The following is a 21,123-nucleotide window of genomic DNA, read 5'->3' on the forward strand; positions in this document are numbered from 1 at the left end:
CTAATTTCGCAGCATTGAAACAGAGACCCATGGTGTAGCGGTAACACTACTGATTTTGGTTCAGTCATCTGGGGTTCGAATCCCTGTGGGTCTACTTAAGCCTTGTAAATCGTTTGATTTATGAGGCTTTTTCATTTTACCTTGATCATTCACCCGATGATGTAATCTTTTGTTGATTCCTATCCACTGATTTTATAAATAAAAATCTATTGAATGACCGGTTCACATTAATTGTAGATATCAATTGAATCCTGCAGATCCAAATACATTTTAACATGTCAAGTTTTGTCGCTTCCCCGTTATAGCTTTGTCAGAGAAACGTTTCCACAAAGAATTATTAATTATCAAAACAGTGAAGCAAAATTTATTTTTAATTTTATACGAAAGCACCTTCACACCGCAGATGAATTCATAATAGAAACAAAAAACATTTATTTCACCTGTACTTCCTGCCAGAGAGAATTGCTTATGCTGCAAGACTATGCTACGGGTTTGGGTAAAAAAGTGGAAATTATTATTCACGGTGATGAAAATATAGAAGGAGGAATTGACTTGTTTAAAATAATAAAAAAATGAAATTATGGAAATTATATATTTAAAAAAATACGAGCAATATAAGAAAAACGGAATTGGTAGAAGATATCAAACTTATGGTAGCCCAATAGGATTAAGTGAAGCTGAAATTGCACAAATGGAACTGGAAATGAATAATGGCCTGCCTTTTCCCAAAGCTTACAGAGAATTTTTATTTTTAGGTGGAGAATATGCAACCATCCAGATATCCAATTATGGCAAAAACACTCCAAAAGGAACAGAATATTACAGAAATGGTTTAAAAAAGAGAAAAGTGAATATCATACGTCCTTTCGCTGTAGTAGATTTATTTGAAGAATGCGGAACATTTATTTATTTGGATGAGGGTGATAATCCACAACCGAAAAACTGTTCATTACATAAAGCTTACGACAGTGATGATGATGAAATTATCTGGAATACTCCCTATAAAACTTTTTCAGAAATGATAGATGAACTTATTTATCTGGCTGAAAATAATTTGGTAGTATAATGATAATATGTTGGTAGTATAGTAATAATGAAGAGAGACTGTGTAAAAGCAGTCTCTTTTATATTAAAATTATGGAAATGGCCTATTTAAGATAGGCAAACATAATCTTTCCCACACCAGGTGCATTTAAAGTAAAGTTTTAATTAACTAATTATTATTGCTGCAAAACTTTTCAGAATCCAAAACCCAAAAAAGGCAGCCCAAAGGCTGCCTCATCACTTAACACTGTATATAAATATTACTTTATATCAAATCGGTCCAGGTTCATCACTTTCACCCAGGCGGCAACGAAGTCGCTGATGAATTTCTGTTGGGCGTCGGAACTGGCGTAGACTTCGGCAATGGCTCTCAGTTCGGCATTGGATCCGAAAACGAGATCGGCGCGGGTGGCGGTCCATTTTTGTACTCCGGTTTTTCGGTCAGTCCCTTCATACAGCTCCTGGTCTGAAGAAGCCGCTTTCCATTGGGTTCCCATATCGAGGAGGTTAACGAAAAAGTCATTGGTCAGGACACCGGGACGGCTGGTGAAGATCCCGTGTTGGGAACCGTCGAAATTGGCATTCAGTGCTCTCATTCCCCCGATCAGGACGGTGAGTTCCGGAGCGGTAAGGGTGAGCAGCTGGGCCTTGTCGATCAGCAGGGATTCCGTAGACACGGAGAACTTTTTCTTCAGGTAATTCCTGAAACCGTCTGCTGCCGGCTCCATATACGCCATGGATTCCACATCGGTCTGCTCCTGTGAAGCATCCGTTCTTCCGGGCGTAAACGGAACGATTACCTGATGGCCGGCTTCTTTCGCTGCTTTTTCCACGGCAGCCGTTCCGGCCAGTACAATAAGGTCGGCCAGGGAAACTTTTTTGCCTCCGGTCTGGGTTTCATTGAATCCCCGCTGGATATTTTCCAGGATCCCCAGCACGTTCTGAAGCTGTGCAGGGTTGTTTACTTCCCAGTCTTTCTGCGGCGCCAGGCGGATGCGTGCCCCATTGGCACCTCCCCTTTTATCACTTCCCCTGAAAGTGGAAGCCGAGGCCCATGCCGTCAGTACCAGTTCCTGAGTGTTTAATCCGGAATCCAGGATTTTCAATTTCAGCTCTTCAATATCGGAATTATTGATGATGGCATAGTCTGCTTCCGGAAGGGGATCCTGCCAGATCAGCTCTTCTGCCGGAACGTCAGGCCCCAGGTAGCGGGCTTTAGGGCCCATATCCCGGTGGGTCAGCTTGAACCATGCTCTCGCAAAGGCATCGGCGAACTGGTCAGGGTTTTCATAGAAACGCCTTGAGATTTTTTCATATTCCGGATCCATTCTCAGGGAGAGATCCGTCGTCAGCATGGTAGGCTTATGTTTTTTACCGGAGTCGAAGGCATCTGGGATGATGGCTTCTGCATCTTTGGCAATCCACTGATGGGCTCCGGCAGGGCTTTTGGTAAGCTCCCATTCGTTTTCGAAAAGGTTTTTGAAGAAATAATTGCTCCATTCGGTAGGCGTCTCGGTCCAGGTCACTTCCAGCCCGCTGGTAATGGTATCGGGGCCTTTCCCGGATCTGAACGAACTGACCCATCCGAATCCCTGGGCTTCGATTCCGGCAGCTTCCGGTTCTTTGCCGACATGGTCTGCAGGCCCGGCACCGTGTGTTTTCCCGAAGGTATGCCCACCGGCGATCAGGGCTACGGTTTCTTCATCGTTCATGGCCATTCTTCCGAAGGTATCGCGGATGTCTTTGGCGGCGGCAACAGGATCCGGATTTCCGTCAGGCCCCTCAGGATTCACGTAAATCAGTCCCATTTGTACGGCGGCCAGCGGTTTTTCAAGATCCCGGGTATGGATTTTTCCGTCCGCATCATCATCTGCCGAAAGGACACCATGGTTTTCCACTACCCCTTCGGAACCCTGCGAGTAACGGAGATCTCCGCCCAGCCAGGTTTTTTCCGCTCCCCAGTACACATCCATATCCGGTTCCCATACATCTTCACGGCCTCCCGCAAAGCCGAAGGTCTTGAAGCCCATTGATTCCAGTGCGATATTCCCGGTAAGGATCAGCAGGTCGGCCCATGAAATCTTGTTGCCGTATTTCTGCTTGATCGGCCACAGCAGCCTTCTGGCTTTATCCAGGCTCACATTATCGGGCCAGCTGTTGAGCGGGGCAAAACGCTGCTGCCCGGCACCGGCACCGCCTCTTCCGTCGCCTACGCGGTAGGTCCCCGCGCTGTGCCATGCCATACGTATAAATAGAGGGCCATAGTGCCCGAAGTCTGCCGGCCACCAGTCCTGGGAGTCGGTCATCAGGGCGTGAAGGTCTTTTTTTACGGCTTCAAGATCCAGGCTTTTGAAAGCTTCGGCATAATCAAAATCTTTATCCATCGGATTGGAAAGGGAAGAGTGCTGGCGAAGAATATCTACCCTCAACTGGTCCGGCCACCAATCCAGATTTTTGGTCCCGCCGCCGGCCACGTTCTCTTTTTTCATTGTTCCATTGTGGAAAGGGCATTTACTGATGTCATTTAAATCGTTTTCCATTTTTATTTTAATTTTATATTGTAATAATTAAGCAGAGGGATGTTTTCTGACAAACTTACAACAGTTTGTAAAATAAACAAAATCTATTAAAAATATTTTTACGATAGCTAAAAACAATAATTAAGCGAATTTTAAAAATTAATATGATGAGGTATTGATGATGTTAAATTAATGAATTTTACAGTACGCTGATGTATATTACCTGAACATCCTATAAAATTTATAATGAATCCATATACTTCATTCAGTCACATAAATGCATTCAGGATTGAATAATTTAATTAACTTTATGCGTTGACTAGTGAATTTTACATTTATGAAAAAGATTCTTATCATTATTCTGGTTGCCTTTATTATGATCCAGTTTTTCCCGATTGATAAAACCAATCCGGCACCGACTCCCGGAATGGATTTCCTGAGAATTAAAAATACACCTGCTGAAATTGCTTCGCTGGTAAGAACCTCGTGTTACGACTGCCATTCCAATGAATCTGAATATCCATGGTATTCCAGCGTCGCTCCGTTTTCCTGGATCCTGAAGAACCATATTGATGAAGGCCGGAAGGAACTTAACTTCTCCACCTTTGCCACCTATGAGCCTAAAATACAGGCACACAAATTGCAGGAGTGTATAGAAATGACCGAAAGCAAAAAGATGCCGCTGGAATCTTATTTTATTGGTCACCAGAATGCAAAACTTACTGATGAGCAAAGAAAAATACTGATTCAGTATTTTCAGAAGGAAAAGAAAGAAACGGAACGGAAAATGACGCTCTAAATATCAGGTTATGGAAGAAAACTGGCAACATAAAAATATCGTGTTCTTTGACGGCGACTGCGGAGTCTGTAATTTCTGGGTACAGTGGATCCTGGAAAGGGATAAGAAAGACCAGTTCCTTTTCGCTTCCCTGCAATCGGAATTCGGACAAAAATTCCTGTCTGAAAGGGGATTGGATACCAAGGTCTTCAATACCATGTATCTCTGGAAGCCGGAACAGTATTACCTGGAAAAATCCAGTGCAGTACTGGAAATCGCCAATCTTCTCGGCGGCGTTTATAAGCTGTCTGCTATCGGAAAGATTATTCCGAAATTCCTCAGCGATAAACTTTATGATACCGTTTCGGCAAACAGGATGAAGCTGGCCAACCAGAAATGTTACCTGCCGACACCGCACCAGCGGAAAAAGTTTATTCAGGTTTAATATAATCAATCATCAGAAATCTATTCAAATAAATCAACATAAACGGAAAGGCTGCTTCATTACGGAGCAGCCTTTTTATTTCATCGGAGAACGGTTACTGATTCAGCGACCAGATGGAATAGCTGTTCGGAGCACACTGGATCTTTACCCATTTGTCTCCCTGAGTCGTCGGGTACCATGTGGAACTGCCGGTAAAATCCTTGATCTGCTGGTTGGCCCAGTTGGTCTGTACCCATCGCTCCTGCCAGCTTGAGGAAGTGTTGATGTATATGACCAGGCCCGGATTTCCGTTGTAGCCGTTCCTGCGCGCAATGTATTCATCGTTATCGGTATATAAAATCGAAGTGGTTCCCGTTGCTTTGTTATTATGGATCCAGATGAGGTTGTTAAGCCTTTCCTTGTTGAGCCATTCTTCATAATCCCGGTAAAAAACCGTCGGGTACCCTTCATGGGTGAGGATGTAGGCATAAGCAGGCATTTTATTGTAAATGATATCGGTATCGTGATTGGCTACGAAAGTAACGGCTTTGTAAGGATTTCTTTTCCACATCATATCATCATTCAGCACGTTCAGGTTTCCGTTATCGAAAGCTTCATCCATCTTGTAATAGGCCGCAAAATCAAAGACTGAACTGTTTGCATTGTTTGCCCAGGATTCCAGGGTATTTACGTTGGAATCCCATAATTCCCCTACTGAAAACCCGCCGACACTTGAATTCCATGCATTGACCACCCATGCGCCGAAGCCTTTTACATAATCAAACCTCCAGCCGTCGAATTTCATGGTATTCTTATAATACTTTGCCACGGAATCATCCCGTTTCCACAGCCAGTCCTGTACATACGGATTGGCATGGCAGAGATCAGGAAAACCTCCGAAAGCGCCCTCGTCATTATTGCCGTACGCATTTTTATAGAAGTCGTGGTAACTTCTCGGGAACTTTCCGGAAGCCACTCCTGAGAAATTCGTCCAGGTATTGGAACCTGTATAAGGATTGTATTCGGATTGCCCGCCGCTGTTATGGTTGATTACGATATCCGCATACACCTGCATATTTTCGGTATGGGCTTTTGTGATGAGGGCTTCCAGCTCTGCCCTGGATCCGAAGCGGGTCTCCGTACTTCCGTTCTGGCTGTAATTCCCGAAATCATAATAGTCCGTAGGGTCATAGCCCATGGAATAGGCTCCGTTCTGCGCTTTGGAAGCAGGAGGCAGCCATACGGCACCGATGCCGGCATTCGACCAGTCGGTAAGTTTCCCTTTGACGGTATTCCACCAGTTACCGCCGTCCGGAACATCCCAGTAAAACCCCTGCATCATGACGCCGCCACCGGGGCCGGCCGTAAACTTTGAGTAAGGAGACGTTCCGGTACTGAACGGCCTTCCGTCATGGTTCGTAATATTCACAATCTGGTCATGCACTTCCGCTTTCGGCTTTTGGTCCGGCATTATTTCCTCATCGTTGCAGGAATACAGAAATGTTAAAGCCAGCACGGGAAGCAGATAATAGGTCTTTTTCATAAGTAAGGTTTTAATTATTAAATTATTACCCAAATTACAATTTATCCTTTAAATTCTTACCGGTGTGAAATATATTTTTTTATTTTCCTAACCGGATGGTGAAATAGATGTTTAAACGCTTTATTAAAAAACCATAAATTTCACAGATTTTCGGTACACTTTTTCTATTAATGCATATATTTGCAGACTATGGAATACAACACCCAAAAAACCCAGCTTCATTTGCCTGAATACGGCAGAATCATACAGCAGCTGGTTGAACGCTGCCAGGAACTTTCCGACAGAGAGGAAAGGAACGAAATGGCCATGGCCATCATTGATTTTATGGGTCAGAGAAACCCTCAGCTCCGCGACGAAGAAAATTATAAGCATAAACTTTGGGACCATCTTTTCATCCTGGCCAACCATGACCTGGATGTGGATTCGCCCTACCCTTTCCCTACCAAGGAACAACTTTCAGAGAAGCCCAAAAGAATGGAATATCCAAAGCTTCAGGGCGATTTCAAATTCTACGGAAAAAGCATCCTCCAGCTGATTGATAAAGCAATTGAACTTGAGCAGGGGGACGAAAAAGAAGCGCTGATTGAAGTGATTGCCAATAACATGAAAAAATCTTATAATGTTTATAACAAAGAGCATGTTACCGATGATGTAATTTTCCGCCACCTCAAAGAACTTTCTGAAAACAGGCTGGATCTTACCGGAATTGATTCGCTGGAAAAAAGCAAGATTTATTACAGCACCAACAATAACCGGAGCAATAACAACAATAACCGGAACAGCAATAATAACCGGAACAACAACCAGTCTAACAACAAAAGAAGACATAACAACAACAACAGCAATTTTAAAAACAGGAAATAAGAATGAGCGGAACATTTCAGATACGGGGAGGCAAAAGACTGCAAGGTGAAATTACTCCACAGGGAGCAAAAAATGAAGCTCTTCAGATTCTGTGTGCGGTATTGTTAACAGACGATGAAGTAAGGATCAATAATATTCCGGACATTCATGACGTCAACAGGCTGATCGAAATTTTAGGGGATTTCGGCGTTAAAGTCACGAAAAACGGGCCGGGTGATTATACGTTTAAAGCGGATCAGGTAAATTTCGATTACATCAAATCCAGCGAGTTTAAAAAGGACGGTGCCAAACTGAGAGGTTCCATTATGCTGATGGGCCCGATGCTGGCAAGATACGGGGAAGCCTATATGCCGACTCCCGGAGGAGACAAGATCGGAAGGAGAAGGCTGGACACCCATTTCCAGGGGCTTGTAGAACTCGGAGCCGAGTTTCACTATGATGAAGAGGAATATTTCTATTCCCTGAAAGCTGCTGAACTGAACGGGAAATTTATTCTTCTGGAAGAAGCTTCCGTTACCGGGACAGCCAATATCGTGATGGCTGCAGTACTGGCAAAGGGAAAAACCAGAATATACAATGCGGCCTGTGAGCCTTACCTTCAACAGCTGTGTAAAATGCTGAACCGGATGGGTACCCAGATTTCAGGTATCGGCTCCAACCTGCTGACCATCGAAGGTGTCGAATACCTTCATGGCACAGAGCACACCATGCTTCCGGATATGGTGGAAATCGGTTCATGGATCGGTCTTGCGGCCATGACGAAATCCGAGATCACCATTAAAAACGTAAACTGGAACCAGCTCGGCGTGATCCCGAATACCTTCAGGAAACTGGGAATCCAGCTGGAACAAAGCAATGACGATATCTTTATTCCTGCTCAGGAAAACTATAAAATCCAGAAATTCATCGATGGATCGATCCTGACGATTTCCGATGCACCATGGCCGGGATTCACCCCTGACCTGCTGTCTATCATCCTGGTTGTGGCGACTCAGGCTAAAGGAAGCCTTCTGATTCATCAGAAAATGTTTGAATCCAGATTGTTTTTCGTTGATAAACTGATTGACATGGGAGCCCAGATCATTCTCTGCGATCCGCACAGGGCAACTGTCATCGGGCTTAACCAGGATACACCGCTGAGAGGAACTACAATGGTCTCCCCGGACATCAGGGCCGGAAACGCTTTACTGATTGCCGCACTTTCTGCAGAAGGAAAGTCCATCATCCATAACATCGAACAAATCGACCGCGGCTATGAAAATATCGACGGCAGGCTGAAAGCCATCGGTGCCGATATTGAGAGAATTTAATGTAAATTTAATCTGATACCATAAAAACCACCTTTTCCGGGTGGTTTTGTTGTGATCAGGATATAAGGTAATCAGGATGGCAATGATGCTCAGCTTCTGACAAATCACATATTATCCGCTCTTCAGACAAACCCGTACGGATAAAAAAAACAGCTGTCCCTATTGCAGAGACAGCCATTCTATAATTAAAACTATATGAACCGAATTTTATGAATATCTCCTGCAGGTGTATTCCACTGCAGTACTCAGAAGCTTGTTTTTGTAGAGGTAATATTCCAGCTGCCTGAAATCCTCTGCATTCACATTGATGTACAACTGTACCGAACCGAAACTCCGGCCGCTGCAGTATTCCACATTCGCTGACAACACCCTGTGACAGATTCCGAACTGATGGTAAATCATATCCATCAGATGTTCGAATTTCATTTTCCCGTTCAGTTCTATTTCAAGAATCCATTCTTTTTTAAGTAAGGCAGGCTGGGTTGGCAATACCTGCAATTTCGCACCAGGTGTTATCATTGTAGAAAATTTTTAGTGAATACTGTTACTGTTCATTGATTGCTCTTGTTAAATCTTTAGCAAAAATATAAAAATTTATTAGTCTACCAAATTAGTAGGGTTATAATTTTCAATTTTAACATTTGGCGAATAGCGGATGGCTAATGGCGGATGGCGGATGGCTTATTGCTTATTGCTTATTGCTTATAACTGGCAAAACGAGTAACTAACTACTTATGAAAATGGCAGATGGCTGTTTGCTTATGGCGAATAGCTAATAAATGATCAGCGACCGGCTAACTGCCTGTGAAAAATGGCTGAAAACTGATTGCCCATAATATTCTGGTAAAAAATGAACTACTGACAGCGGACAGCTGCCGGTAAATGGCTATTGGCAGATAGCTTATTAAAAGGGCTGAAAACTGATTACCCATAATTACCTGGAAAACAATGCATTACTGACAACGGATAGCTGCCGGCAAATGGCTATTGGCAGATAGCTTATTAAAATAGCTGAAAACTGATTGTCCATAATATTTTGGCAAACAATGCATTACTCTGCCGGCAAATAAAATAACTGAAGGATGACTGTCTACGACAGTTGGCGTGTTGAACTGCATACAACAAAAAGCCAATAGCCAGAAGCTCACTCACCATAAATGGCAGAAAATGAATTACTGACAGCGGATCGCTGCCTACAAATAAAATAACTGAAAGATGGCTGTCTATGACAGTTGGTGTGTTGAACTGCATACAATAAAAAGCCAATAGCCAGAAGCCAGCAGCTACCTTATCTTATATGGCAAACAATAAACTACTGACAGCGAATAATTTGTTAAAATGACTGAAAGCTGACTGTCTATAAAAGCTGGCAAATGATGAATTACGGACGGCAAAAGCCAACAGCCAGAAGCCAGAAGCCAACAGCTTCCTTATCTTATATGGCAAACAATGAACTACTGACAGCGAATAACTTGTTAAAATGACTGAAAGCTGACTGTCTATAAGAGCTGGCAAATGATGAATTACAGACGGCAAAAGCCATCAGCTAAAAGCCAATAGCTTCCTCACCTCAGCTCCCTGATTCTCTCCAGTTTCCCAGAGCCGGCAAGGCCGTTCGGATTACAGCCGGGTTCCCCTTCCGGGACTTTCAGGTTTTTTTTGCGGTAAAATTCTTCCCAGAAAGTATTGGTCATACCGGTTTGGGGATCTTTAAACGACATCGGTTTCAGTTCAAAAATATGATCTTTGCGAAAAGCACGTTCAATAAAGTCCGAGCAGTAATAAGAATTTTCGTCAAGTATATAATTAAAGTTGTATGGTTTACCGAGCATGGAGCGTGCTTTATCAAGCGCACCCGGAATGGTCTTCCGGTATTGCGGCTTCAGGCGGTAGACAACCACTCTCTGCCCGTCCCCGGCCTGCTCCTCCAGGAAGCTTTTTAAGTCCTGCCGCTGCGAACCGCCTTTGGGAGCCGCGTGAAGGACAAAAGCACCACTCCTGCTGTTTTCAAGGATCCCGATATGGTCGAATGAAACATTCTCCTGCTGCTGGGTAACCTTGTTAATAGCACCTGAAAGGCCGGTACTCTTTGCCGTCACAAAAAGCAGGTCGCCATTTTCCAGTCCGGCACGAACCTGACTTTTACAGCCTGCAAGGATAATAAGGATGAGGAAGAAGAAAATCTTATGCAGGGGACTACTTTTTAAAATTAGCCTCATAACATTTAATCCAGTCCTGAACGGTCATTTTTGAGCTTACTTCAGTCAGCAGTTCGAAAGGGATGTCATCGGTTTTTTTAAAGCGGACGCAGGATTTGCCCATGTCGAGCTTTCTTTTAGAATGCTTCGGGTATTCTTCCGTAAACCAGTTCAGCAGTTCCGGATCTGCATACATTCCCATATGATACAGTGCAATGAAGTTTTTCTGCGAGGCCAGTGCCATAAACGGAAGCGGCGCTCCCGGAGTACAGTGGTAACCCGCCGGATACAGCTCCAGTGGCACACACCAGCCGATCATCCCGTTACTGATGCCCATCCGGAAACCTTCCGGCAATCCCCGCTGTACTGCTTCAATGATTTTTCTGAAAACCTCCTGTCTTTCCGGCGGGATCTGTGAGATGTACTCTTCCGGCGATGTGGCCTGATTCTGCATTTGTTATGATTTTTAACGGCACCAAATTAACAAAATTTATCGGTTTATGCCGAAAAAAAATCAGCCTTACCTTTAGTAAAGCTGATTGAATATTCCGGTGTCCGTTTTATTTAATGAAATTATACAGGTTGATCATACGGAAGTCTTTGTTTTCTTTTTCCACGAACATCAGCTTGTTGGTATCGGGAACAAACCTGATGAGGTTCCCGTCCGTAAATCCGTAGTTCATGAAAAAGTTTTTACCCCGGTAATCAGTTACCAGTTCTTTAGGGACAAGGCTGGCGAAATCAAACGATTTCATGGAAAATCCGGTATTCCCGAAAACCCCTTTCGGATAGAATGAAGAAACGTAAAGGGTATTTCCGGATTCAATAACCTGGATTCTTCTTCCGGCAGGATTGCTTCCCAGCGGAACGAATTGCTTCACGGATCCTTCCGGGCTGAACTTGATCAGTACGCCGGTGTCCAGTCTGTATTCAGGATCCGGGAACCGGTTCATGGCAGTTGGTAAAGGCCTGATAACGCTTTCCTGCTGCACTGCCATAAGCACTTCGTTATCTTTGACAATGGTTTTAATTACTTTTACGTCACTCATGTCCTTCGATCCCGAAAGATTGGTGGTGCTGATGACTCCTTTTCCTGATCTGATGTCATACATCATTACCGTTCCGAAAGTACTTCCGGCCAGTGTAACCGCCTGGTTTTTCCTTCCGAAGGCTACCAGGTAATCATTATCATTTTTACTGATGGCATAAAGCTTTTCAGGAATATACTTGTCATCATACGGAAGGTCCTTGTCTTCGGTATCCGAAACCAGTTCCATTTTATAGGCTTCTTTCCAGCCTGCCGCCTTACGGAGCAATACGATTTTCCCGGAATTGGTGAGCGTCAGGGATTTCTCAACAAAATCGCTGCTTAAAGAGATTTCTTTGGTCCAGAGCGGTGAAAGCGTCCTCAGATCAATCACCAATGCATCGTTGATGTTATCCGTTTTTTTGCTGGCATACCGGTCATTGAAAACAGCGGCATATTTTCCGTTCTCGGAAAAAACAACGTAGGTAGTCCCTGATTTGTTGGCAGATTCAATGGAATATTTTGCGATACTTTTTGTGGTAAAGGTCCCGTCTTTTTTACTGAAGACATGCTGGAATACTTCTTTCCGGTTTTCTTTTCCGAAATATTCTTCGGTAAAAGCAACAAATGTATTGTCATCGATCTGCTGGGATCCGAGGTAATTGTGAAGGACACCGTTGGTTTTATTGGCATAGTCTTTTACATAGGTATCGACCAGGCTTCCGTTCTGGTCCAGCTTTCTCATCAGCAGTTTTTTATGGGGAAAGGTATTCCGCATCAGGCCGTCAATATTGATGACACTGAACATATAGGAATTGTAGTCGTCTGCCAGTACCAGCTTTTCGTCTTTTTCAAGAGGGGCATCGGTGGTGAATTTTGTCCCTTCCGTCACTTTTATCTGTGCATAGGTACTCACCGAAGCCATGATCATTGCCGAAGCAATCATGTGCTTAATCATAAGATTTCTTTTTAGTTATTATAAATTTTTTCTTCCAGTCTTTTCAGTTCGAGGTTGGCATCATAGGACAATTTGATATCCACCAGATGCTCCTGGAGCGCGTTCAGATATTTTTCGGCTTCAGCATAGTTCCCGAGGGCAATATTCAGCCTGATGAGATTAAAGTACAGGTACTCTGCTATTTTCTGATTGTACAGCGCTTTCTTATCGTTGTAGTTTACCTTGGTAAGCGCATTTTTCCACAGATCAATACCCTTCTGCATATTTTCCATAGCGGTTACATTGGGAGCATAACCGGATTTTGCCTGCAGCTTCTTAAGATTGGTGGTCACATAGATGTACGCCTTTTCCAGATCGTCATAATCGCCTTTATTTTTTACAGTTTCCAGGGTAACGGCGGAATGGATGGTCTGGTAGCCGAAATAATCATTGATGATGTTGCGGGTACGGTCCATAGTCCGCTGAAGATATCGCTTTTCGTGAAAATTCAGGTTGATCTCATTAGTGGGTACACTGGCGATTTCCGTGAAATCTGAAAAATAGGTTTTATCCAGCTTTACCGTACCGTTCTGCTTCCCGATGATCCGCACCGGCTGATTGGCGAAAGTTTTTCCCTGGTTATCCTGAAAATGGGTTCTTTCCATTTCGATTTCCAGTTCCAGGTCATTTCCGCCTTTTGAAAATCCGGCCACCTCCATCTGGGAAGCGAGGATTTTATTATCAACAATCAGGGCATCTTTAAGGTCCGGCTGCCTGTAACCCGGCATCGGAGGGATATTCAGCGCAGGCCGTGCCGGCAGCCTTAGAACCGGTGCACCGTTGGCGGCAGCAATTTTTTCCACTGCAGAGAGCTTATTGTATTCTGCGGATTCGAGCTTGAATTTCTCCTGCAGCTTTTTTACTTCCTCCTCGTATTCTTTCAGTTTTTCCTGATGCTCCGCTTTCGCCGATTCCACATCCTCCCGATAATAATCTGCCTTTCTCTGGTATTCTTCCTCAGACATCCTGAGGACATCTTCTTTGGTAATGTTGTAAGGGGACCTGACGGTCACAGTGTAATTCCGGTCTTTGGGATCAGTAGCATATACCGGCTCTTTCAATACCTGAAAGCTGATGGTTTCTTTATCGATCCTCTGGGCAGATACCGCCTGGGCAGCGAATAAAGGAATTATAAAAAGTAGTTTTACTTTTTTCATGGTCATAAAATTTCAGCGCAAAAATAGAATAAATTATCTGAAACCATTTTACTGATCACCCCAATTATACCCCATTTATTTTTCTTTATACAAAAAAAGCAGCTGCAATAATACAGCTGCCTTCATTTTTTTGCATTAAAAAATTATTGTTTCACTGCCTTTACAGTGTATTGGGATCCATCTTTCAGACGGAAAGTTACCAGATAAAGACCTGAATTCAGAAAGCTGAGTTCTATTTCCTTTGCAGGACGGTCAATAGTCTTTATTAGCCTTCCTGAAACATCGCTTACGGTTAACGATGCTACTTTTTCACTATCGGAAATGTACAGGATATCTTTAAACGGATTCGGATGCACAGCAACTGTCTTTTTCACTGCAGCCTCTGAAGTGGACAGTTGTAAAGACTCTACCGTAAAATTATCGACGTAGAAATTATAGTCCGGAGCATCATCTACCGTACCATCGCTTCCATAGAATGCAAATACGGTATTGGCATTAACGAAATTCGCAAGATCATACGTGTACGTATTAAGCGTATTGGATGGGGTATTTGTTGCATCCCAGGTCTGAAGCACAGTCCAGGTAGCACCTCCGTTACTGGAAACCAGGAACTGGATGATATCGTCTGATCCCATTGCTGAAGCGGCTGTACCGCTATATGTTGTAATGCCGTAGTCAAATTTCACACGGTAGCCTCCGGCAGAAAGATCAAAAGGAACGGTTTTCATCCAACCTTTCCGGTTGATGTAGTACAGGTTAATCCTTGCAGCTCCTGTAGTTCCATTGTTCAGGAATCCGTCCTGTATCCATAAGGCAGTACCGGTACCGGCAGGTCCTGTTGTTGCATCTCCTCCCGTAAGGTTAAGCGCCCAGCAGCTGCCCGGAAACGGATTGAAGGCATTGGTATAAGATGGAACCATAGCACCGCATAAAGTAGTAAATGTCCCTGCAAAAGACCATACGCTCTGGCCGGTGGAGTTGTTGCAGTTGGTACGTACCCAGTAATAGTAGGTCGTCGTCGGCTGCAGGCCTCCTATGGTATACGATGTGGAGGTAATCCCGGGAATGCTTGGTACCGTAGCCCCTGTAGGCGCCGTATTGGTTGTGCTGTAGTACAGGTCATAACTGGCAGCTGTTGTTCCGGCAGGAACCGTCCATGAAACGGCTGCAGAATTTGAAGAGAGTGTTCCCACAGGCTGCAGCGTAGGCGCCGCACAATCCGAATAGGCATCTGCGGAGAAAGCAAAAATATTGGCATGTCCCTGCGCAGTGGATGTTTTGGTAATCGTTATACTCTGTATCGGTTTAGACTGGTTGGCAGCATCGATATTCAGGACCGCCTGATACAGTCTCGGGTTGGTTCCGCTTCCGGATTCCAACGCATCCGTATTCCTGTTGATTCTCCCGAAGCCCTGGATGGCAAAACCTGAAGCATTGTACCAGTCGGAAACCGTAATGCCGGTAATAGTCTGGGAAGTGTTATCCGTAAAATTCACCACTGCACTTACTGTGGAAGCCCCGCTTCCACTGGTAGCCAGCATATAGAGCCTGAACGCAGCTTTAGGCGTTGCAAAAACCAGGGTTCCTGAATCATTGGTGTTGGAAAGCTTCAGTGAATTGCCGGCATTATAATCTGCCAACTGATATACCAGCCCAGGCGTGGATGCTGCTACGGAATTTACCGTTCCGTTGATCGGCAGGCCATAGGTAAGTACAGCAGAAGATGAAGTCGCCTGAAAATCCTTTGAAATGAAGGCATATGAAACTCCATCCACATCACTGGTGGTAGAAGACAGAGCAGGCCCGACACCGTTTGCAATTACGTCAGCTGTGAACCCCGACTGGATGGGCATAGTCTGATAATTCTGGGCCATCATCAATGCGGAAGAGAACAGAGCCGTCACGTTAGCAACTCCACAAAGTAGTTTTAATTTCATGTGAAATAATTTATAATTTAAGTAAATTTATTAAAAATATAGCACCGATACAATAATTAGACATATTAATATTAAAAAAAACAGTCCGGAGTCTCTATTTGATTATTGTCAACAGAATTTCAAAACAGCCCGATTATTTCCATATAACCTTATTAAAATCCATCGGAACCACATTCTCAGACAGCAGCGACGGGATACGTTAAAATAAACCTTATCCCTGCCGCCTTAATTTTAATATTGAGAAATTAAATCTTATTTTTGTCTACAAATTTTCACATAATGCCGAATATTTCAAACAGAGCACAGCAAATGCCGCCTTCGCCGGTAAGAAAACTGGTTCCTTTCGCTTTAAAAGCCAAACAGAGAGGAATAAAAGTATATCACCTGAATATCGGGCAGCCCGATATTGAGACTCCGGAAACAGCGCTTGAGGCGTTGAGGAATATTGACCTTAAAGTATTGGAGTATGCACTTTCCGAAGGCAACCTGGAATACAGAAGCGCCCTTACGGAATATTACCATACTTTAGGATTTGATGATCTTACCCCTAACAACTTTATTGTAACCAACGGAGGATCCGAAGCCCTGAATTTTGCCATCTCCACTCTGTGTGATGACGGCGACGAAGTCATTATCCCGGAACCGTATTATGCCAATTATAACGGGTTTACCAGCACTTTTAACGTAAAGGTAGTAGCCGTACCTTCAACGATTGATACCGGTTTTGCCCTTCCCCCTATCGAGGAATTCGAAAGCAAGATAACGCCCCGGACAAAAGCGATCGTCATCTGCAATCCAGGAAACCCTACAGGATACCTGTACACCCGCGAAGAACTGCAGAAACTTGCGGAAATTGCCCTCAAACACGACATCGTTATTATTTCGGATGAAGTATACAGGGAATATGTCTATGACGGAAAACAGCAGATTTCCATGCTTGCTTTCCCTGAACTGGCCGAAAACTGCATCATCATCGATTCAGAATCAAAACGGTATTCCATGTGCGGGGTAAGAATCGGATGCATGATTACCCGATCACAGAAAATCCATGATGCCGCGATGCTGTTTGCCCAGGCAAGGCTGAGCCCGGTACTGCTGGGCCAGATTGCAGCTACTGCCGCCCATCAGAATGACGGCGCTTACATCAGAGCCGTAAGGGAAGAATATACCCACCGCAGAAATGTGCTGGTGGATCAGCTGAATGCCATTCCGGGAGTCATCTGCCCGAAACCGAAAGGAGCCTTCTACTGTGTAGCCGAGCTTCCGGTAGACGATACCGAAAAATTTGCCCAATGGCTATTGGAAAGCTATTCCAACCAGAATGAAACCATTATGGTAGCCCCTGCCGGCGGCTTCTACAGCAATCCGGAACTGGGTAAAAAACAGGTACGAATTGCCTATGTCTTAAAAGAAGCAGACCTGAAGAGAAGTGTGGCCATCCTGAAAGATGCCCTTGAAAAATACAGACTCGTTTCTACCATTTAATCAATACAGATAAAGATGCCGGCAATGAAATATCCCGGGAATAACCTGATGGCTCCCCTGCTTTTATTGCTGGCCTCTTTTTCCTGCAACGGCAATAAATCCGAAACGATATCTTCCCGCAAGCCGCATGATATTATTTCCATCAGCTACTCGGATATCGGCGGTGAAGAAGGAGAATATAAAATCGTCAGGATTACCAGCGATTCCGTGCATGCGGAAGCCGGTACTACACGGACCAAAACCCACCACGAATGGAAGTCAGCCATAAGTCCGAAAACCTGGTACAGCCTTACTTCGGCATTGGACGTCAATACCCTGGGCCGGATCAAAAGCTCACCCAGCAAGCAGTCGGTAGACGGTTATGACGAAACCTTCCAGATCAGGACCGCAGAAAAATATCACGCCTATGTAAATTCTTATGCCGATACCGTCCATTATAAACAGCTGCAGCTTTTAAAAGACCGGATCCGTATAATCATTCCTTCAGAATACCAACCTTAACCTCATGATGCACGAACATTTTTCACTCAAGCCTTACAACACATTCGGGGTAGACGCCAAAGCAGCTTATTTTACAGAAGTCCTTTCCCTCAAAGAGCTGAAAGGAGCCCTGAACTTTTCAGAAGAGCACCGCCTTCCGCTGCTCTTTATCGGCGGCGGCAGCAACATCCTCCTGACGGAAGATTTTAAAGGCCTGGCCGTAAAGCTCAGCCTGAAAGGAATTCATGAAGACCTGATCAGTGAAAATGAAGTGCTGGTTACCGTACAGGCCGGGGAAAACTGGCACGAACTGGTCGTATTCTGCCTGGAGAAAAATTACGGGGGACTTGAGAACCTTTCCCTGATTCCCGGCAATGTAGGGACATCACCGATGCAGAATATCGGGGCCTACGGCGTGGAAATCAAGGATACTTTCGTGAATTGCACCGTGCTGAACCTGGAAAACCTGCAGCTGGAAACCTTTAACCTGGAACAGTGCCGGTTCGGGTACCGCGATTCGGTATTCAAGCAGGAAGGAAAGGGAAAATATGTCATTCTTGAAGTGGCTTTCAGGCTGACCCGGAAAAACCATATCATCAGGACATCTTATGGCGCCATACAATCGGAACTGGACCAGTCCGGGATTATCGATCCTACCATACAGGATGTAGCGCGTGCCGTCATCAGCATCCGCCGGAGCAAACTTCCGGATCCGAAGAAAACCGGCAATGCGGGAAGCTTTTTTAAGAATCCCACCATCCCGCAGCAGCAGTTTGAGAACCTCCGGCAACAGTTCCCGGGCATTCCGGGCTACCCGAACGGCGATTTCGTGAAAGTCCCGGCTGGCTGGCTGATCGAACAGGCCGGCTGGAAAGGTAAGCAAATCGGAAATGCCGCTTCCCACGCGCTTCAGGCCCTTGTCATTATCAATGCCACCGGAAACGCTACCGGCAAAGAAATCTTTGACTTCTCCACCATGATCATCAGCTCCGTAAAAGAAAAATTCGGAATCGAGCTCGAAAGGGAGGTGAATATTATTTAAAAAAAACATCCATCAACTTTATTAACGCCCAGTACTTTAATAGAGTGGTCAATTCAAAAAACACCATATGAAAATTGCTATTCTCGGAGCCGGAAAAATGGGCTTGTCTTTTTCAAAATCATTTCTTAAGTATGAACTGATACAGCCTGAAAATCTTCATCTTATACTCAGAAACGAAAAGAGGATTCCTGAAATATCCGGGGAATTTCCGGACTCCAGAATTTCTGTTCTGGACCAGGTTACGGAATCGGATGCCGATGTTATCATTATTGCCGTAAAACCTCAGGACTTCCTGCACGTTGCCGGAAATATCCGGTTCCGGATGAAGGAAAACCAGCTGGTGCTGTCTATTATGGCAGGTATTACCATCGAAAAGATCCGGAAAGCCCTGCACCATCCTCTGGTGGTAAGGGCCATGCCCAATTCCCCAACGCTTCTCGGTATGGGAATTACCGGATATACCGCTGCAGAGGGAATTGCCTTCAGCCAGCTGATGAATATCGAAAGATTACTGAACTCCACCGGAAGATCCGTGTACCTGGAAGATGAAGATCTGCTGGATGGCGTTACCGCACTCTCCGGAAGCGGGCCGGCCTACTTCTACTATATTGTCGATGCCATGATCAGGGCGGGAGTCGAAATGGGAATACAGGAAAACCTGTCCCGGCTTTTTGTAAAGCAGACCATGCTGGGAGCCTACCACCTGATTAATAATTCCGATAAAAACCTGGAAGAACTTATCAGCGATGTGGCTTCAAAAGGAGGAACCACGGAAGCCGCCCTGAATACCTTTCAGGAAAACAGCCTCAAAGACATCCTGAAAAAAGGAATCCTGAGTGCGGAAAAGCGGGCCAGGGAACTGAATGGATAGTGTAACAAAAGCGCCCGCATGACCGGATTCCCGTATTATCTGCATTTATATGAACCGAAAAATACTCCGGAAACAGGCTGCCACCACTCATTCTTTTTATTCCGGAAAGCATTTTAAAATCCTTCTTTCTCTACATTTTAACAACAGCGAAGATGTAACCGCAGTTCAGATGCGGTATTTGAAATACGATAAGCATATTAATCTTTACCGGTAATATGCTTTTTATGGCTTGCTCCCCAGTCAGATAGAGCGTTGATGACTCCCTTTAACGACCTGCTGTACTCAGTAGGCCGGTATTCTATCACCACCGGAATATCCTCCGCGAATACCGTACGTTTCACCAGCAGGTTTTCTTCCAGCTTTTTCAGTTCGTTGGACAGCACTTTTGCTGAAATCCCCTTGACCGATCTCTGGATATCGTTAAATCGCGTATGTCCGCCCAAAGTTGCAATCATAACCCGGAGCGTCCACCTCCCGCCAAGAACATAGATGGCATCTTCGGTAGCGGATAAGCGATGGGCGCATTGCTGTGTGGAATATTGTAATGTATCGGATGGCATTTTCTATTGATTTTATAAGGCACTTACCTGAATGTTACTACTTACCTTTGGGAAACTACTAACATTCAGAAAGCAAATATACTTAATTTTGCTTTATAAATTTAAACATCCAAAAATGAATGTACAACATCAGCAAGTCCAAAAAAGCAATGAAGTAAAAGCGGACAAAGCAACAAAAATCATCTATTATATTACCACAGGAATTATTTCGGTATCAATGATACTTATCGGTTTCAAAACACTGGCGGATCCGGAAGTAAAGACAGGAATGGCACAATTAGGCTTTTCTGCCGATTTTTTCAGAATAGAACTGGGTATTACAAAAATAATCGGCGCGGCCCTGCTGTGGTTGCCTGTCCGGTTGCTGAAAGAGTTCTCCTATTTTGGTTTTGCCATTACATTCATCTCCGCCGCATTGGCCCACTTTACGGCTGGTGATCCTGCAGGCAGGACTCTTACAGCCATCGTTTTTCTCATTATTCTACTGATCTCCTATCTATACAATTATAAATTTCAATCTCTAAAAACAAGATAATACATCATGGGAAAAAAGATATTGCGTATTATATCAAGCCCGCGTGGCGAAGCATCCATTAGCAAACAATTGGGAAATGCGACTGTTGAAAAAATCAGGGAAAAATATCCGGACAGTATTTTTACAGAACGTAACATAGCCGTATATCATCCTCCGCATCTGGACGAATTATATACTTCGGCTATTTTCACGCCGCCTGAACAACGCACCCCTGAGCAATCGGATGCAATAATCTATTCAGACGGAGCAGTAGCAGAACTGCTCGGTGCCGACATCATCATAGTGGATGCTCCGCTGTATGAATTTGGCATTACCTCCACCCTGAAAGCCTATCTGGATCAGATCGCAAGAG

General features: G+C 44.4%; 21 protein-coding genes and 1 tRNA gene. 13 read left to right on the forward strand and 9 right to left on the reverse strand.

Going from position 1 to position 21,123, the window contains the following annotated elements; all coding sequences use genetic code 11:
- Positions 1-23 precede the first annotated feature (23 nt).
- The 3 genes from QZ735_RS08725 (at position 24) to QZ735_RS08735 (ending at position 1,066) form a co-directional block, all read left to right on the forward strand.
- Positions 24-94 (forward strand) — tRNA-Gln (locus QZ735_RS08725).
- Positions 95-285: 191 nt separating this feature from the next.
- Positions 286-576, forward strand: a complete 291-nt coding sequence (locus QZ735_RS08730) for a hypothetical protein (RefSeq protein ID WP_294247003.1) — start codon at positions 286-288, stop codon at positions 574-576.
- A gap of 4 nt (positions 577-580) precedes the next feature.
- Complete coding sequence (locus tag QZ735_RS08735; protein ID WP_294247006.1) at positions 581-1,066, forward strand: hypothetical protein; 486 nt, start codon at positions 581-583, stop codon at positions 1,064-1,066.
- Positions 1,067-1,304: 238 nt separating this feature from the next.
- Here QZ735_RS08735 and katG read toward each other — a convergent pair whose 3' ends face one another.
- Complete coding sequence (gene katG, locus QZ735_RS08740; protein WP_294247009.1) at positions 1,305-3,584, reverse strand: catalase/peroxidase HPI; 2,280 nt, start codon at positions 3,582-3,584, stop codon at positions 1,305-1,307.
- Between the two features lie 316 nt (positions 3,585-3,900).
- Between katG and QZ735_RS08745 the strand changes: the two genes are divergently transcribed.
- Both QZ735_RS08745 and QZ735_RS08750 read left to right on the forward strand, forming a co-directional pair.
- Positions 3,901-4,362 (forward strand): heme-binding domain-containing protein, encoded by a 462-nt coding sequence (locus tag QZ735_RS08745; protein WP_294247012.1) that lies wholly within the window; start codon positions 3,901-3,903, stop codon positions 4,360-4,362.
- 10 nt (positions 4,363-4,372) lie between these two features.
- Entirely contained in the window at positions 4,373-4,786 is a 414-nt protein-coding gene (locus QZ735_RS08750; RefSeq protein WP_294247015.1) for a thiol-disulfide oxidoreductase DCC family protein, read from the forward strand.
- A gap of 94 nt (positions 4,787-4,880) precedes the next feature.
- On the opposite strand, the gene QZ735_RS08755 is transcribed toward QZ735_RS08750, so the two are convergent.
- Positions 4,881-6,308 (reverse strand): alpha-amylase, encoded by a 1,428-nt coding sequence (locus tag QZ735_RS08755; RefSeq protein WP_294247018.1) that lies wholly within the window; start codon positions 6,306-6,308, stop codon positions 4,881-4,883.
- Positions 6,309-6,497: 189 nt separating this feature from the next.
- Here QZ735_RS08755 and QZ735_RS08760 point away from each other — a divergent pair, with 189 nt between their 5' ends.
- Positions 6,498-7,172, forward strand: coding sequence for a DUF4290 domain-containing protein (locus QZ735_RS08760; protein ID WP_294247020.1), 675 nt, complete (start codon positions 6,498-6,500; stop codon positions 7,170-7,172).
- Between the two features lie 2 nt (positions 7,173-7,174).
- A complete protein-coding gene (murA, locus tag QZ735_RS08765) occupies positions 7,175-8,482 on the forward strand; it encodes a UDP-N-acetylglucosamine 1-carboxyvinyltransferase (protein WP_294247023.1) in 1,308 nt (435 codons plus the stop codon).
- 207 nt (positions 8,483-8,689) lie between these two features.
- Here murA and QZ735_RS08770 read toward each other — a convergent pair whose 3' ends face one another.
- The 6 genes from QZ735_RS08770 to QZ735_RS08795 all read right to left on the reverse strand — a co-directional run bounded on the left by QZ735_RS08770 (position 8,690) and on the right by QZ735_RS08795 (position 15,798).
- Positions 8,690-9,001 carry a cysteine methyltransferase gene (locus tag QZ735_RS08770; protein WP_294247027.1) on the reverse strand — a complete coding sequence of 104 codons (312 nt, stop codon included), beginning with the start codon at positions 8,999-9,001 and terminating at the stop codon, positions 8,690-8,692.
- A 1,046-nt stretch (positions 9,002-10,047) separates the two neighbouring features.
- Positions 10,048-10,701: a YiiX/YebB-like N1pC/P60 family cysteine hydrolase gene (locus tag QZ735_RS08775; RefSeq protein WP_294247030.1), complete on the reverse strand. Its 654-nt coding sequence runs from the start codon at positions 10,699-10,701 to the stop codon at positions 10,048-10,050.
- Positions 10,679-11,134, reverse strand: coding sequence for a DUF1801 domain-containing protein (locus QZ735_RS08780; protein ID WP_294247033.1), 456 nt, complete (start codon positions 11,132-11,134; stop codon positions 10,679-10,681). Before QZ735_RS08780 ends, QZ735_RS08775 begins: the two co-directional genes overlap by 23 nt.
- A gap of 106 nt (positions 11,135-11,240) precedes the next feature.
- A complete protein-coding gene (locus QZ735_RS08785) occupies positions 11,241-12,665 on the reverse strand; it encodes a hypothetical protein (RefSeq protein ID WP_294247037.1) in 1,425 nt (474 codons plus the stop codon).
- Positions 12,666-12,676: 11 nt separating this feature from the next.
- Positions 12,677-13,861 (reverse strand): hypothetical protein, encoded by a 1,185-nt coding sequence (locus QZ735_RS08790; RefSeq protein WP_294247040.1) that lies wholly within the window; start codon positions 13,859-13,861, stop codon positions 12,677-12,679.
- Between the two features lie 143 nt (positions 13,862-14,004).
- Positions 14,005-15,798 carry a T9SS type A sorting domain-containing protein gene (locus QZ735_RS08795; protein WP_294247042.1) on the reverse strand — a complete coding sequence of 598 codons (1,794 nt, stop codon included), beginning with the start codon at positions 15,796-15,798 and terminating at the stop codon, positions 14,005-14,007.
- Positions 15,799-16,077: 279 nt separating this feature from the next.
- Here QZ735_RS08795 and QZ735_RS08800 point away from each other — a divergent pair, with 279 nt between their 5' ends.
- The 4 genes from QZ735_RS08800 to proC all read left to right on the forward strand — a co-directional run bounded on the left by QZ735_RS08800 (position 16,078) and on the right by proC (position 19,676).
- Complete coding sequence (locus QZ735_RS08800) at positions 16,078-17,283, forward strand: pyridoxal phosphate-dependent aminotransferase (protein WP_294247045.1); 1,206 nt, start codon at positions 16,078-16,080, stop codon at positions 17,281-17,283.
- A 24-nt stretch (positions 17,284-17,307) separates the two neighbouring features.
- On the forward strand, positions 17,308-17,784 hold the full coding sequence (locus tag QZ735_RS08805) for a hypothetical protein (protein ID WP_294247048.1): 477 nt from the start codon (positions 17,308-17,310) through the stop codon (positions 17,782-17,784).
- Positions 17,785-17,791: 7 nt separating this feature from the next.
- Positions 17,792-18,805 carry a UDP-N-acetylmuramate dehydrogenase gene (gene murB / locus QZ735_RS08810; protein ID WP_294247063.1) on the forward strand — a complete coding sequence of 338 codons (1,014 nt, stop codon included), beginning with the start codon at positions 17,792-17,794 and terminating at the stop codon, positions 18,803-18,805.
- Positions 18,806-18,872: 67 nt separating this feature from the next.
- Complete coding sequence (proC, locus tag QZ735_RS08815; RefSeq protein ID WP_294247051.1) at positions 18,873-19,676, forward strand: pyrroline-5-carboxylate reductase; 804 nt, start codon at positions 18,873-18,875, stop codon at positions 19,674-19,676.
- A gap of 197 nt (positions 19,677-19,873) precedes the next feature.
- Here the strand turns inward: proC and QZ735_RS08820 are convergent, their stop codons facing one another.
- On the reverse strand, positions 19,874-20,236 hold the full coding sequence (locus QZ735_RS08820; RefSeq protein ID WP_294247054.1) for a helix-turn-helix domain-containing protein: 363 nt from the start codon (positions 20,234-20,236) through the stop codon (positions 19,874-19,876).
- 31 nt (positions 20,237-20,267) lie between these two features.
- Here QZ735_RS08820 and QZ735_RS08825 point away from each other — a divergent pair, with 31 nt between their 5' ends.
- Positions 20,268-20,771, forward strand: a complete 504-nt coding sequence (locus QZ735_RS08825; RefSeq protein ID WP_294247059.1) for a DoxX family protein — start codon at positions 20,268-20,270, stop codon at positions 20,769-20,771.
- Positions 20,772-20,777: 6 nt separating this feature from the next.
- Positions 20,778-21,123: NAD(P)H-dependent oxidoreductase (locus QZ735_RS08830; protein ID WP_294247060.1), on the forward strand; the 346-nt coding region annotated here is incomplete at its 3' end.

The sequence above is a fragment of the uncultured Chryseobacterium sp. genome (assembly GCF_913776365.1).
Taxonomy (GTDB): domain Bacteria; phylum Bacteroidota; class Bacteroidia; order Flavobacteriales; family Weeksellaceae; genus Chryseobacterium.